This window comes from Modestobacter sp. KNN46-3 (assembly GCF_011039295.1).
In genome coordinates, this window is sequence record NZ_JAAKGN010000045.1 from 1 (window position 1) to 14251 (window position 14251).

11 protein-coding genes and 1 pseudogene are annotated in these 14251 nt (G+C 73.8%); 4 read left to right on the forward strand and 8 right to left on the reverse strand.

The annotated features are described in order from the left end of the window. Nucleotides 1–813 (forward strand): annotated as a pseudogene (locus G5C62_RS11805) (M1 family metallopeptidase); the annotation flags it as partial. A gap of 88 nt (nucleotides 814–901) precedes the next feature. Here the strand turns inward: G5C62_RS11805 and G5C62_RS11810 are convergent. Genes G5C62_RS11810 through G5C62_RS11820 form a run of 3 tightly spaced genes read right to left on the reverse strand, consistent with a single transcriptional unit; the run spans nucleotide 902 to nucleotide 7133 of the window. After that, entirely contained in the window at nucleotides 902–1621 is a 720-nt protein-coding gene (locus tag G5C62_RS11810) for a BPL-N domain-containing protein (protein ID WP_206330602.1), read from the reverse strand. A 2-nt stretch (nucleotides 1622–1623) separates the two neighbouring features. Beyond that, nucleotides 1624–2976: a heparan-alpha-glucosaminide N-acetyltransferase domain-containing protein gene (locus G5C62_RS11815; protein ID WP_164701114.1), complete on the reverse strand. Its 1353-nt coding sequence runs from the start codon at nucleotides 2974–2976 to the stop codon at nucleotides 1624–1626. Nucleotides 2977–2978: 2 nt separating this feature from the next. After that, a complete protein-coding gene (locus G5C62_RS11820; protein WP_164701115.1) occupies nucleotides 2979–7133 on the reverse strand; it encodes a Pls/PosA family non-ribosomal peptide synthetase in 4155 nt (1384 codons plus the stop codon). Nucleotides 7134–7379: 246 nt separating this feature from the next. Between G5C62_RS11820 and G5C62_RS11825 the strand changes: the two genes are divergently transcribed. Both G5C62_RS11825 and G5C62_RS11830 read left to right on the forward strand, forming a co-directional pair. Then, the gene (locus G5C62_RS11825) at nucleotides 7380–8117 is read left to right on the forward strand and encodes a 4'-phosphopantetheinyl transferase superfamily protein (RefSeq protein ID WP_164701116.1); all 738 of its coding nucleotides are present in this window, start codon (nucleotides 7380–7382) and stop codon (nucleotides 8115–8117) included. Nucleotides 8118–8342: 225 nt separating this feature from the next. After that, complete coding sequence (locus tag G5C62_RS11830; protein ID WP_164701117.1) at nucleotides 8343–8951, forward strand: TPM domain-containing protein; 609 nt, start codon at nucleotides 8343–8345, stop codon at nucleotides 8949–8951. 16 nt (nucleotides 8952–8967) lie between these two features. On the opposite strand, the gene G5C62_RS11835 is transcribed toward G5C62_RS11830, so the two are convergent. From G5C62_RS11835 to G5C62_RS11855, 5 genes are read right to left on the reverse strand one after another with little or no spacing between them, the layout of a single operon-like run. Then, a complete protein-coding gene (locus tag G5C62_RS11835) occupies nucleotides 8968–9903 on the reverse strand; it encodes a glycosyltransferase family 2 protein (protein ID WP_164701118.1) in 936 nt (311 codons plus the stop codon). Then, on the reverse strand, nucleotides 9900–10751 hold the full coding sequence (locus tag G5C62_RS11840; RefSeq protein ID WP_241175849.1) for a glycosyltransferase family 2 protein: 852 nt from the start codon (nucleotides 10749–10751) through the stop codon (nucleotides 9900–9902). Before G5C62_RS11840 ends, G5C62_RS11835 begins: the two co-directional genes overlap by 4 nt. Nucleotides 10752–10797: 46 nt before the next feature. Continuing rightward, nucleotides 10798–11865, reverse strand: coding sequence for a prenyltransferase (locus G5C62_RS11845; RefSeq protein WP_164701119.1), 1068 nt, complete (start codon nucleotides 11863–11865; stop codon nucleotides 10798–10800). Continuing rightward, on the reverse strand, nucleotides 11858–12616 hold the full coding sequence (locus G5C62_RS11850) for a class I SAM-dependent methyltransferase (protein WP_164701120.1): 759 nt from the start codon (nucleotides 12614–12616) through the stop codon (nucleotides 11858–11860). Before G5C62_RS11850 ends, G5C62_RS11845 begins: the two co-directional genes overlap by 8 nt. After that, nucleotides 12610–13884, reverse strand: a complete 1275-nt coding sequence (locus tag G5C62_RS11855) for a glycosyltransferase family 4 protein (RefSeq protein WP_206330604.1) — start codon at nucleotides 13882–13884, stop codon at nucleotides 12610–12612. The genes G5C62_RS11850 and G5C62_RS11855 overlap by 7 nt, the downstream gene beginning before the upstream one ends. A gap of 64 nt (nucleotides 13885–13948) precedes the next feature. Here G5C62_RS11855 and G5C62_RS11860 point away from each other — a divergent pair, with 64 nt between their 5' ends. Further along, nucleotides 13949–14242 carry a Dabb family protein gene (locus tag G5C62_RS11860; protein WP_164701121.1) on the forward strand — a complete coding sequence of 98 codons (294 nt, stop codon included), beginning with the start codon at nucleotides 13949–13951 and terminating at the stop codon, nucleotides 14240–14242. Nucleotides 14243–14251: the final 9 nt, after the last annotated feature.

The following is a 14251-nucleotide window of genomic DNA, read 5'->3' on the forward strand; positions in this document are numbered from 1 at the left end:
AGCCAGACCAGCGGCATCGAGTTCCCCGGGGCGATCCAGTTCGGCGACGTCGACCCGGACTTCCGCCGGGCGCTGGTGACCCACGAACTCGCGCACATGTGGTTCTACGGCCTGGTCGGCAACAACCGGACGACGTCCTTCAGCGCCGCGGGGTACACCGCGGACTACCGGGTCTTCGCCGAGGGCATCGACCCCGCGAAGCCGATCGGCCTGCTGGTGTACGCCGACGGCACCGGCGAGTACGGCGTCGAGAACCCGACCCAGTCCTACGCGATCGGCGGGTCGAGCGGGCTCGCCGCCGTGGCCAAGGCGCGCAACATGGTGCTCGTGGCGCCGTTCAGCCCGAACCGTTCCTGCCAGTGCTGGGAGCAGGGGGACGCGGCCGGGTACGCGAAGTACCTGGCGGCGCTGATCGCCGAGACGAAGGCCCAGTACGGCGCCCGTGAGCTGTGGTTCTCCGGCTACTCCTCCGGTGCGCAGGCGGCGACCCGATTCGTCTTCCCCGCCCACCCGGCGCTGTGGTCCGGCGGCGGCGGGGTCATCGCGATCGGCGGCGGTGGCGCACCGGCCGGTCGGGCCACCATCCCCGCGGACGTGAAGGGGAAGGTCGCGCTGCGCTGGGACACCGGCGCCCTGGACACCGGCGCCGGCGGCGGGTTCAACGCGCTGTCCGGTCCCTACGGTGCGCAGGCCGGGGAGCGGTGGTACGCCGCCCAGGGCCTCGACACCCGACTGGTCGCCCCCGCCGGGGTCGGCCACAACCGGTCCGGGCAGTTCGGCGCCATCGTGGCCGGCTTCCTCGACGAGGGCTGAGCCGGCGGCTCCATCCACGCCGCAGGACACAGGCCACCGCAGGGAGCTCGAGCTCCCCGCGGTGGCCTGTGTGCTGTGCCGGTCCTGCTCAGCGGGCCGGGGCGAGCTGGCCCAGCTGCATCACCCGGTCGACGAGGTCCTGGGTAAGGTCGGCCCGCAGGTCCGCCGGCACGGGCAGGCCGCAGTCGGTGAACCAGTCCGGCGTCGCCTCCGGGTGCGGCCCCACGACGCCGACCGCACCGGCTCCGAAGGGCGCGACCACCGCGGCGGGCAGCCCGTTCTCGTAGGTGGCCAGCACCTCGGCCGGCCCCCGGGCGGGGTCGAGGTCGAACCAGGCGCCGTCCTGGAAGAACACCTCTCGGCGGCGGCCGTCCCAGATCACGGTGGCCACCGTGTCGTCGGTGTGCGTCGGCCATGCCCCCGGGGAGGCGATGAACTGGTCGGTGTCCCCGGGCAGGAGCCCGAAACCAGGCGTCTCCCCGGCGAGGTAACCGCCCAGGCAGAAGCCCAGGTAGCGGCCCCCACCGGCGACGTAGTCACGGACCGCCGGGGCCTGGCGGCGGAGCTTGCGCCAGGCCCTGTCCAGCTCGCCGCCGCCGGGCTGGGCGTACAGGACGGCGGAGGCGAGCACCGCCGGCTCCAGGGCGAGGCGCTCCTTGGGCCCGACGTACCGCACGTCGAGGTCCCACCGGCTCCGCGCCAGCGCACCGGCCACCGCCTCCGGGCACCCGGCCGTGGAGGCCGGGCCCCGGTAGACCAGCGCCAGCCGCCGGTCGCCGCCCCGCCCGAACGCGCCACGCCCGAACACGATCAGCTGCCGGTCGTGGTGGCCGGCACCCGGTGGGCGCCCGATGACCCCAGCACCTTCCGGCGCACGGCGTCGGTGACCCGCCAGACGAGCTCCTCCAGGGGCCCGCGCAGGTGGCTCCGGTTCCAGACCAGGGCGAAGGCCACCAGGACGGCGACCTGCACGACCAGGTTGAGGACGCCGCGGGGCAAGGGCGAGGCGACCAGCAGCAGGTGGACGCTGTACAGGGTCAGCGTCATGCTGCCGGCGGCGGCCAGCGGGCGCAGCAGCGGCTCCAGGCCCCGGCCGAGCAGCAGGCACGCGCCCAGCACCGCCAGCGCCACCCCGATGGTGAAGGCCAGGTCGAGCGGGCTGCCGCTGTGCGGTGCCATGGCCGCCAGCCACCACGGGCTGTTGGTCGGCGTCGCCCCGGAGGGCCCCCAGGTCAACGTGTCCTGGTAGAGCTCGAACTCCATGGTCTGCAGCGCGTCCACGCGCAGCCGGCTGCCGAGACCGCCGGCGGTCAGCAGCAGCATCGACACCAGGCTCGAGGCGAGTGCGAGCCCCAGGCCGATCAGGGTGAGCTGGCCGACGACCCGCCGCGAGGCGAGCACCGCCCGACCCACTGCCATGCCGGCCAGCAGGTAGGCGATCCAGACCAGGGCGGGGAACACCCCGGTGAGGGTGAGCCGTGACAGCAGCCCCAGCGGGTCGGTGACCAGGTCGGTCAGCGTCGGGTTGACCTCGGCGACCGGCGTCATCTCACTGCGCAGCCCGTAGCTGACCAGCGGCATGACGAGCGCCGCGATAGCGGCCGCCACCACCAGGCCGCGGGTGGAGAGCCGCAGGAACGGGATGGCGAGGGCGAAGAGCACGCCGTAGTAGGCGAGGATCACCGCGGCGTCGTCCGTGCCGACGACGTAGCCGAGCGCGAGGCCGATCGCCGCGATGATCACGGCGCGGGTCAGCAGCGACAGTGCGCCGGCCCGCCAGGCCAGGCCACTCGGCGGCCGGTGCCCACCGGTGGAGAAGGCGATGCCGACGCCGGCGAGCAGGGCGAACAACGCCGAGGCCTTGCCGTTGGACAGCAGCCAGGCCCAGGACACGTCCCCGTCGGCGGTGGCCGCGGGGATCAGGTGGACCGACATCATGCCCACCAGGGCGACACCGCGGGCGGCGTCGATCCCGACCAGGCGTGCCTTCGGGCGCCGGGGCGCCGCGGCCGGCGGACCCGCGGGGGTGCCCTCGGCCGGGGTGCCGGCGACGTCACCCGGCTGCGTGGGGGCACAGCTGTGCGGCAGGGCCGCTGCCGTCGTCGTCGGGACCTCCGGCGGCAGCGGAGCCACGATGTTCTGGTGCGCGCTGGTCTGCGACACGGTCACACCTCCCGGCTGTTCGACGCGGTGCTGAGCTGACGGCTCTCCGTGGTCGGGTTGTCGACCGCCGGGCTGTCGAGGGACGGGTCGTCCCGCACCGGCAGCGTGCTGGCCGGGGCGCGGCCGACCTTCTGGGCGGGGATGCCGCTCCACGCGGTGCCGGCGGGCAGCACCTCGCCCTTCATCACCAGGGAGAGGTCGGCGAGCGTGGCGTCCGCCTCGATGATCGAGCCGTAGAGGACCACGGACTTGTCCCCGACGCTGGCCCGGTCCCGGATGACGACGTGGTCCATCTTCATGACCCGGTCCTCGAACAGGTGGGTCTGCAGCGAGGCGTTGATCCCCACGGAGACGTCGTCGCCCAGGGTCACCAGGTCGAACTCGGTGAGGTAGGTGGTGTCGATCAGCGTCCGCCGGCCGATCTTCGCCCCGTAGAGCCGCAGCAGCGGGCCGAGCAGCGGGGTGCCGGTCAGCCAGGTCAGCAGCGCCGGGACGGCGGCCGCCTCGTAGATGCCGGTGACGAACTCGGTGCGGCGCACGAACCCGCTCCACAGGGGACGGACCCGCGGCTTGTACCGGCCGACCATGGCCCACTTGAGCAGGGCCACCGCCACCACGACGGTGAGGCTGGACAGCAGCGCGATCAGCGGTGCCGCCACCACGGTGACGAACGCGTTCAGGTTCGCCGCGAGCAGGGAGACCCCGTACAGCGTGGCGAACATCGCCAACGCGAGGATCGAGCTGGGCAGCACGATCCGCAGGAACTCGATGGCGTACCGAGCGCGGACCCGTCGGCGGCTGGGCGTGAAGGTCTCCGCCTCGGTGTACTCCTCGAACATCTCCCGGCGCGGCAGGTTGATCGGCGGGGAACCCAGCCAGGAGCTGTTCGCCTCGACGCCGGTGGTCGGCGGCACGCTGCGCACGCCGATCAGCGAGCCCTCGCCCAGGTGTGAACCGGAGGGGATGAAGGCGGCGTTGCCGACGAAGGCGCGGGCGCCGACCTCGGTGACCTGGAAGGCCACGTGCCCGTTGGCGTAGGTGGCGCTGCCGACGCTGGCCATGTCGGCGACGAAGCTGCCCTCGCCGAGGGTGAGCAGGTCGGGGTCGATGTTGGCGATCGTGGAGACCTCGGCGCCACGGCCGACCTTGGTGCCCATGGCCCGAAGCCAGATGGAGGTGTACAGCGTCGCGTACATGCTGTTGTTGAGCATCAGGCTCATCTCGAGGAGCTTGTCGCCCAGCCACTTCTCCAGCCCGAGCTTGGAGCGCACGTGGTGCACGCCGGGCGGTGTCTCCGTCAGGGCGAGCCGACGGGAGCCCAGGATGAGCGCGCAGGAGGCCGCCACGAAGACCGGCCCCGACAGCGCGGTGGCGAGGATGGCGGCGCCCAGCCCGAAGGTGAGCAGCACCCACCAGACCAGCGCCACCACCGGCAGCAGCACGAGGAAGGGCAGCAGCTCCAGGAGCCCGATGCCGGCGGCGAAGCCGGTCCGCAGCTGACGCGACCAGGTGGTCGGTGCCGCGGTGCAGCCGGTCATCAGCGCGAGCACCGGGTCGGTCGGCTCGGTCGAGGCCTGGGCCGGTGACCCGGCCCAGGTCGCCCCGGCGGGGACGACCTGACCGGCGGGCAGCAGCGACTGCTCGCGCAGCACGCCGCCGTCCTCGACCGCCGAGCCGGCCTCCAGCAGCGACTGCGAGCCGAGGGTCGCCCCGGCACCCACGGAGACGACCCCGAGGGAGAGGACGCCGTCGGCGATGCGGTGGCCGTGCAGCTGGGTGCCGTAGCCGAGGGTCGCCCCGGGGCCCACGTCCAGCATCGCCGGGAGGCTGATCTCCGACGTCCCGATGTGGCAGTCGTCGTCGATCCGTGCTCCGGCCAGGCGCAGGTAGGTGGCCGCCCACGGCGATCCGCTCAGGACCGTGAGGGGGGAGATCACCATCAGCTTCTGGATCGTCCAGACCCGCAGGTGGGTCCAGCTCCACAGCGGGTGGTCACCGGGCTGCAGGCCACGGGAGAGCAGCCGGGAGCCGACGACCGGCAGCACCCAGCGGACGACGAGGAAGAACGCCGGCAGCGCGAGGGCGAGCTGGAGCACGAGGGCGACCGAGGGCTCCCCGTCGTTCACTGCGTAGACCACCGCGGCCGGGAACAGGAAGAGCAGGACGATGCCGTAGAAGGTGGCGAGCTGGGCGCTGCCGAAGGCGGCCACCCGGCGGCGGGAGGACTGCACCGGGCGGCGCAGGTGCGGCTCGGCGACGGCCTCACCGGCCCGGGCGTCCTCCTCCAGGTGCGCGGCGAGCGAACGGACCGTCGGGTGCCGGTAGAGCTCGAGGATGGAGAGACCGGCGCCCAGGTCGCTGGAGCGCATCGTGGAGATGATCCGCGCGGCGAGCAGCGAGTGGCCACCCAGCGCGTCGAAGAAGTTGGCCTCCACCGACACCGATCCGCCAGGCAGACCGAACGCTTCCTCCCAGATGCCGGCCACCCACGCCTCGGTGGGGGAGTCCGGGGGCACGTGCGCACCGGTGTCCCGCATCAGGCGCGGGCCCCGGGGCTCCGGCAGCGCCTTCCGGTCGGCCTTGCCGCTCGGCAGCATCGGGATGGTCGAGACGACGTCGAGGAAGGCCGGGACCATGTAGGGCGGCAGCTGCTCGAGGACCAGGTCGTGCAGCTCGGTGACGAGGCCCTCGGCATCGTCCCCAGGGCGGGGGATCACGTAGGCGGCGAGCTCTCCGCCGGTCTCCGGCGCCTCCAGCAGCGTGACGACCGCGGCGGTGACCCGGTCGTGCTGCAGCAGCATCCCCTCGATCTCCTGGAGGTCGACGCGGTGGCCGCGGACCTTGACCTCGCTGTCTGCGCGGCCTAGGTACTCCAGCTCGCCGTCGGGGAGGAAGCGCCCCAGGTCACCGGTGCGGTAGAGCCGCTCGCCGGGGAAGCCGTTCGGGTCGGGCAGGAAGCGATCGGCCGTCAGGTCGGGGCGGTTGACGTACCCGAGGGCCACCCCGGGGCCGCCGACGCAGATCTCGCCGACCTCGCCGTTGGCCACCGGCCGGCGCTCGTCGTCCAGCAGGGTGACGCGGTAGGTGGGCAGCGGTCGCCCGATCGTCACCGGCTTGCCCGGGTACAGCTCGGCCATCGTGCAGGTGACCGTGGTCTCCGTCGGCCCGTAGGTGTTGAGGATCCGGCGGCCGGGGCCCCATCGGTCGACGAGCTCACGCGGGCAGGCCTCGCCGCCGACGTTCACCGTGCGGATCAGCGGGAGGGTGCGGTCGAGGGTGGCCAGCACGGTGGGGACGCAGTAGATCATCGTGATCTCCTGCTCGGCCAGGAAGTCGGCCAGCCCCGAACCCACCCGGCGCCCGTCGGTGGGCCCGGCGACGAGGGTCGCGCCCACCGCCCAGGTCGGCCAGATCTCCTCGATGGAGAAGTCGAAGGCGATCGTCATGCCCTGGTAGACCCGGTCGCTCGGCTCGACGCCGTACAGGACCGGGACGATGCCGATGAAGTTGCAGATGCTCGACTGGGCGATCTCGACGCCCTTGGGGCGGCCGCTGGAACCCGAGGTGTAGATGATGTAGGCGACCGGGTCGCCGCCGGTCTCGAGGTCGGGGCGCCAGCTCGGGGCGGCCGCGAGATCGCCGCCCAGCTCGTCCAGGAACAACGGCGGGCAGGGCACCCCGCTGCAGGTCGCGGCGAAGGAGGTGGTCGTGACCACCAGGCCGAGGTCGGAGTCCTCGGCGATGAACTGCACCCGGTCCGCCGGCGCCGCCGGGTCGATCGGCACGAAGGTCGCCTCGGTCTTGGTCACCGCGAGCAGGGCGACGTAGGTGTTGACCGAGCGGTCCAGCAGGATGCCGACCCGGACGCCGGACCGCACGCCGAGGCCGAGCAGGTGGTTCGCCAGCCGGTTGGCCCGCTGGTCCAGGTCGGCGTAGCTCAGTCGCTCGCCGTCGCACTCCAGCGCCGTCGCCGAGGGGCGCTCGTCGCAGGTCCGCTCGAAGTACTGGGACAGCCGGGTCGTGTCCTGCTGCGGTCGGGGCGGAGCCCCCGCGACGTTGCCGGCGAAGGAGAAGCGTCGGGTCGAGGAGTCGACTGCCGGTTCTCTGGGGGTGGTGAAGCCTGGGATGAAGTCCCGGCTGTCGCTCTCCGTCGCCATCGACTCGCTCTCAAAGTTGACAATCAAGAATCTTGTCCGACGCTAGGGAGAAGCACAGGCTCCTGCCACTCATTCCGGGTGAACTCACATTTGTTCTTGCGGTCCTGACTCACTGTGTTCGACCAATTCCTGAGCGTTCAACTTCCTCAAACATGAATGAGAAGATCAGTTCTTTTCGCAATTGAACGTGTTCGTACAGTCACAGCACGCGCCGCGGCGCCGACGTGCCGGCCGGGAGGGGGACTGGTGTCCGCTCGCATGCGCCGGGCACCTGCTCGGCGACCCCTGGTCGTCGTGGCCACCCCCGCCGAGGTCCTCGCGAACGGCGACGTCGGCCTGCTCGGCGCCGCCGAACGGCAGCGCAGCACGTCCCTGCACGACCCGGCGGATCGGGCCGCCTACGTCGCCGCACACCTGCTGGTCCGCCGGTGCGCCGCTGCGCTCAGCGGACGGCCGGTGGCCGACCTGGCCGTGCACCAGTGGTGCGCCGACTGTGGGACGGCGGGGCACGGGCGTCCCTCGATCGCGGGGTCCCCGGACGTCCACATCAGCTGGGCGCACAGCCGTGGTGCCGTGGTGGCGGCTGCGTCATGGCACCCGGTCGGGGTGGACGTCGAGACGTTCCCGCCGGACGGGTCCGTGGTCGGGCGGTTCCCCGGGCTCGCCCCGGCCGAGCAGTGGCAGCTGCGCTCGGTGCCGGACCCCTCCCTGCTCGCCCTCCGCCACTGGGTCCGCAAGGAGTGCCTGGTGAAGGCCGGGGCGGCGACGCTGGACCAGGTGGACCGGATCGACCTGTCGCGGGTGGTCGAGCGCCACGACCGGGCCGGACGCTCGGTGGGCCGGTACCGCGGCCTGCGCCTGGTCGACTGGCGCGACTCGACGCGACGGGCGCTGGTGGCCGTCGCGGGGGCGGGCGTCCCCGCGGTCCGTTCGTCCACCGAGCCGGCCACGGCGCACCGGAAAGGCCAGTGCGGGGTCGAGTGAGCACGGGCACATTCCCGGAACATCTCGATCACTGGTCGTCACTGATCAATGACGCAATTGCGCGGGCGCCCCGCGTGTTCGCGAATTGGACGACCATTCGCTGCAGCGCGGTCCGCATTCGATCATGCTCGCCGACAGGGGAATGGCCTCGTCGGCGAACGTCCCCGAGCCGCGGAGGTCGTCGGCCCCGCAGGTGTCCGTCCCATCGATCCAGAGGGAGTGTGTGTGCGCACGCGCATCGCGTTGTTGGTCGTCCTGATCACCGGGTCGTTGCCCGCAGGGATCGCGATGGCCGAGCAGCCGATGGCGGTCGATGCACCGATCACGGACGAGGCCGGCGTCCTCGGCGCGGACGCCCGAGCGGCCGAGCGCGCCGTGGCCGAGCTCCGCCGGGAGGCCGGCATCGCCCTGTCCGCGGTCTTCGTGCCCTCCTTCGACGGCGCGACCGACGACGCCGACTGGGCCGAGCTGACCGCGATGCGGTCCGAGCTCGGCGCCGAGGAGGTGCTGCTGGCCGTCGCGACGGACGAGGCCGCGTACGAGTGGTGGATCGGGGACGAGTCGACGCTGCAGCCGGACGCCGTCGAGACCCTGGTCGACGAGGACGTCGAGCCCGCCGTCGTGGAGGGGGACTGGTCCGGCGCGGTGGTGGCGCTGGCCGACGGGCTGCAGTCCACCGACGTCGTCGACCCGGCCATGCCGTCGTGGTCGGGAGCGAGGACGGCGGTGGTCGTGGTCGTCCTGACCGGCGTGCTGACCGCGCTCTACCTCGTCTCCCGTCGCGGCTCCCCGGCCGGCCGGGAGTCCGACGCCACGCCCGCCCAGCCGAGCTGACCGGCTGGGGCGTCCCTCAGCTCACGTAGCGGCGGGCGCTGGAATTGCGCTGGGCGTGTTCCAGGGCAGCGAACCGGGCCTCCGCGTGCGGGGGCAGCACCCGGCGTTCACGCAGCACCCAGGGCAGGCCGCGGGCCGCGGCGAGCAGCCCCCGGGCGGTGACCCGGTCGCGGGGGACGGTGCGCAGCAGGTGCACGGTGCGTCGCAGCGCGGGCCGGAACGGGCGGCGCAGCCACGTGGTCCACAGCGTGTTGCGGATGCCGTCCTGCCTCCGCTTGTGCGGGTCGCGGGCGGTGCTGGCCTGGTGGTGGATCGCGATCGTGGACAGGTAGCAGAGCTCCCAGCCGGCCGCCGCCAGGTCCCCGGCCATCAGCTCCTCCTCGCCGCCCAGCCACAGGCGCTCGGAGAAGCCGCCGACCTCGGTGAACGCATCCCGACGCAGCACGCTGGCACCGGCCAGGAAGCTGCCCAACGCCGGTCCGGGCAGCCAGTCGGCGCCGACCACGGGGGAGTCGCGCAGCTCGGCGACGATCGGGTCCTCGACACCGCCGGGCTCGACCACGATCCGGGCGGTGACCACGGCCAGCCGCGGATGGGCGTCCAGCGCGTCGGCCGCGGTGCAGAGCGATCCCGGGTCCCACCAGGTGTCGTCGTCGCAGAAGGCGACGTACGGGGTGTCCAGCCGGGCCACGCCCAGGTTGCGGCCGACCGCACCCAGGTTCTCCGGGCTGGCGATCAGCTCGACCCACGCGTGTTGGGTGCGCACCGCGTCGGCGGTGCCGTCGCTCGAGCCGTTGTCCACGACGACCACGTGCGGCTGCTCGGGCAGCTCGCGAAGCCGGGACAGCGCCAGCAACAGCTCGTCCCGGCGGTCGTGGGTGATGACGACGACGGCGACGCGGGGGTCCCGGCCGCTGTCCGAGGCCGCCGGTCCGGTCGGCTCGCTCGTCATGACGCCAGCTCCCGGACGCCGGCCATCACGTGCTGGGGGAGCACCCGCCGGTTGCGCAGGGCGGCCGGGACCCGGGGGACCGCCCCGGCGAGTCCCCGCCAGCCGGGACGGCCGGCGCGCGCGGACCGGACCAACTGGCCGGCGACGTCGCGCAGCGGGTAGCGCATGAGTGCGGTGAGCACGCGGCTGCGCCAGATGCCCGCCTGCCGGGTGGTGCTGGGCTCCCGGTGGATGGAGGGGTGGTGGTGCACGGTGACCTCGTCGACGTAGGCCAGGCCCCAGCCGGCGGCTGCGAGGTCCAGCGCCAGCCGCTCCTCCTCGCCGGGGAAGCGGACGACCCGGTCGAAGCCGCCGACCGCGGTGAACGCCTCGGTCCGCACCAGCGCGGCGCAGGCGACGAAGCCGAGCAGCGACGGGCCGGGCAGGTCGGGCTCGCTGGCCAGCGGACTGTCGGCCATCTCGGTGCAGACCGGGTCGAGCTCCTCGGCGGGGCCCACCAGGATCCGAGCGGCCAGCAACCCCAGCCGCGGGTGCGCGCGCATGATCTCCACCCCCCGCGCCAGGTCGCCGGGCGCCCACCAGGAGTCGTCGTCGGTGAAGGCGACGAAGGGCGTACCGGCGCGGGCGACGCCGAGGGTGCGGGCGACGGCGCCGGTGTTGCGGTCCAGCGCGACGACGGTGACCTCCGGGTGCGCGGCCCGCACCGCGGCGACCGTGTCGTCGGTGGAGGCGTTGTCGACCAGCACCACCGGGGCCTCGTGTCGGGGCAGGCTGGCCAGGAGGTCGTCGCGGCGGTTGCGGCTGGCCACCACGCAGGTCACCGCCGAGGTCCTGGGCTCTGTGCGCACCGGGTGATCGTGCCCGATGGGTCCGAGCGTCAACCCAGGACCTCCGTCACCGCAGGACCTCCGTCACCGCAGCGCGGTCCAGTTCCAGTGCAGCCGGGTCGGCGAAGAGTGCGGCGGCCGGGCCGGTGCCGGCGATGGCGTCGGCGGCCAGCACCACGGCGGCCGCCGTCCAGGTGGTGCGCTCGACCGGCCAGCGGGCGTCGTCGGCGTAGACCAGGCCGGTCCAGTACGAGCCGTCCTCGGCCCGCAGGTGCTGCATGGCGGCCAGCTGCTCCGTCGCGTCCGCCGGCCGGCCGGCGGCGGCGAGCGCCAGTGCCAGCTCGCAGGTCTCCGCGCCGGTCACCCACGGCCGGTCGGCGACGCACCGCACGCCGAGCCCGGGGACGACGAAGGTGTCCCAGCCGGCGGACAGCCGCGCCTCGGCCGCCGGGCCGGTGAGCGCACCGGCCAGCACCGGGTAGTACCAGTCCATCGAGTACCGCGACCGGTCGGCGAACGCAGCGGGCTGGTGCCGCAGTGCCCGGCCGAGGTCCTCGGCGGCCAGCTCCCAGTCCGGCCGGGCCGCACCGACCAGGTCGGCCAGCGCGATCCCGGCGCGCAGCGCCTGGAACAGGCTCGCGTTCCCGGTGAGCAGGGCCGTGTCGTCCGGCGTCCCGTCCGGGCGCAGCGCCCAGCTGATCGCCCCGGTGGCCAGCTGCATCGTCGTCACCAGGTCCAGTGCCCGGCGCACCGTGGGCCACAACCGGTCGACCACCCCGGCGTCACCGGTGCACAGCCAGGAGTGCCACACCCCGACAGCGAGGTACCCCGCGTGGTTGCTCTCCACCGCCGGGGCGACGACGGCGCCGTCCCGGTACTCGGCCGCCCAGGAGCCGTCGGCGCGCTGCCGCCCGGCCAGCCAGTCGTAGGCGGCGCGAGCCCGCTCGTGCTCCCCGCCGACATCGAGCGCCATCGCCGCCTCGACGGAGTCCCAGGCGTCCAGCTGCCCACCGCGGAACCACGGCAGGGCGCCGTCGGCGGACTGCTCGGCGGCGATCGCCGCCACGGTCCGGCGCACCTGGTCGGCGGTGAGCACGCCGGGGACCTCGGGCAGCGCCGGCGTGCAGTCAGGCACTCGCGAGTGCCCCGTGCGCGGCAGCGGCCTCACCAGCGGCGGTCGGCGGCTTGTCGGCGTAGAGGACGAGGCTCTTGCCTAGAAGCGGGTCCAGCAGCCGTTCGGCGGTCCGGGTCAGCCAGGGACGGCGCACCAGGTCCCAGACCAGCAGCCGGTGGTAGCCGCGGACGAGCGCGGTGTCCCGGTCGACCCCGACCGCGCACTTGAGCCACCAGTACGGGGCGTGCAGGGCGTGGGCGTGGTGGGTGTCGGTCGGCCGCAGCCCGGCCCCGGCGAGCCGCTCCCACAGCTGGTCGCCCCGGTAGATGCGGATGTGCCCGCCCTCGTTGGCGTGGTAGCCGTCCGACAGCGCCCAGCAGATCCGCTCGGGGCCGTACCGGGGCACGCTCACCGCGACCCGGCCACCGGGCTTGAGGACCCGGGCGATCTCGGCCAGGGCCGTGCGGTCGTCGACGATGTGCTCGAGCACCTCGGAGGCGATCACCCGGTCGACGCTGGCATCGGGGACCGGCAGGCAGCGGAGGTCGCCGCGCGCCACTCCCGCGGACGCACCGGCCGGGGCCTCGCCGGCGGCGGCGATCGCTCCCAGCCACTCGGCGGTGGTGGCCACCTCCTGCTGCCCCCAGTCGACCGCGAGGACGCTCGCCCCGCGCCGGTAGGCCTCGAAGGCGTGCCGGCCCTCACCGCACCCCAGGTCCAGCACCCGCATGCCCGGCCGGACGTCGAGCAGGTCGTAGTCGACGGTCAGCACGTCCGGCTTCCTCCGGTGGTCGAGGTCGCCCGGCGGTCGAGCACCTCGCCGTACCACTCGGCCGTGCGCTCGGCGGTACGCCGCCAGGTGTAGGAGCTCAGCACCCGGGCCCGCCCCGCGCGGCCCAGCTGGTCACGCAGCGACGGGTGGTCCAGGACCAGCCGCAACGCCTCGGCCAGCCGGCCGACGTCACCCGCCGGCACCTGCACCCCGGCGTGCGACCCGATGACCTCCGGCAGGGCACCTGCGTCGGTCGTCACCAGCGGCGTCCCGCAGGCCATCGCCTCGACCGCCGGGAGCGAGAAGCCCTCGTACAGCGACGGGATGGCCACCACGGTGGCGGTCTGCAACAGCCGTACCAGCTCCTCGGTCGGGATGGACCCGGTGAAGTGGACCGCATCGGTCAGGCACAAGCGGTCCAGCGCGGCGGCCGCGGGCCCGCCGGGCCGGGCCGTGCCGACCACGGTGAGCCGCACGTCCTGCTCGGTGCGCAGCTTGGCGAGTGCCTCCAGCAGGTGGACCAGGCCCTTGAGCGGGACGTCGGCGCTGGTCGTCACCACGATCCGGGCGGCCTCCCGGACGGCGGGCTCGGCCGGGGGCCGGAACACGTCCGGGTCGATGCCCACCGGGATGACCTCGACGTCGGCGGCCGGGACGCCCATGTGCCGGGTGATGTCCCGGCGGGAGCTCTCCGAGACGGTGGTGAGGCCGTCGAGCCGTTGGGCCACCCGGCCCTGCATGGTGGTGAAGCCGTACCAGCGGTGCAGCGTCAGCCGCCGGCGCAGGCCGGGCGCCGCGGCGAGCTCGAGGTCGCGGTCGATGGCGACCGGGTGGTGCACCGTGGCGACGGTGGGCAGCCCTCGACGGCGCAGCTGCAGCAACCCATAGCCCAGCGACTGGTTGTCGTGCACCAGGTCGAAGTCCGCGGTGCGGCGGCCCAGCAGCCGGGCGGCACGCAGGCCGAAGGTCAGCGGCTCGGGGAAGCCGGCCGTGCACATGGCCAGCCACTCGGCCACGTCGATCGCGCTGGTGAACTCGCTGGGCCGAGGGGTCCGGAACGGGTCCGGCTCGCGGTAGAGGTCCAGGCTGGGAACCCGGGTGAGCGGCACGCCGTCGGCCAGCTCCGGATAGGGCTGGCCGCTGAGCACCTCGACCCGGTGCCCGAGCTCGCGCAGCTCCCGCGACAGCGCCCGGACGTACACGCCCTGCCCGCCGCTGTGCGGCTTGCTGCGGTAGGACAGCAGTGCGACCCGCAACGACCGTCCCATGACCGGACTGTAACGAGGGCGCTCCGGTTGGCCGGTGCCCGGACCGGCCTGGCAGGGTGCGCTCATGCTGCGCCACGTCGTGCTGTTCACCTGGACCGAGGACACCTCCCCGCAGACGCGGGAGGCCACGGTCGCCGCGCTCGGCCGGTTGCCCGAGGAGGTCGGTGGGATGACCGCCTTCGCGGTCGGTCCCGACGCCGGGCTCGTGGACGGGAACGCGCACACCGCACTGGTGGCCGACTTCCCCGACGTCGAGGCGTTCCGCGCCTACGCCGCCGACCCCCGGCACCTGGCGGTGATCGCCGAGCACGTGAAGCCGTACCTGGCGAGCCGGTCGGCGGTCCAGTACGAGGTCTGAGGCCGGCAG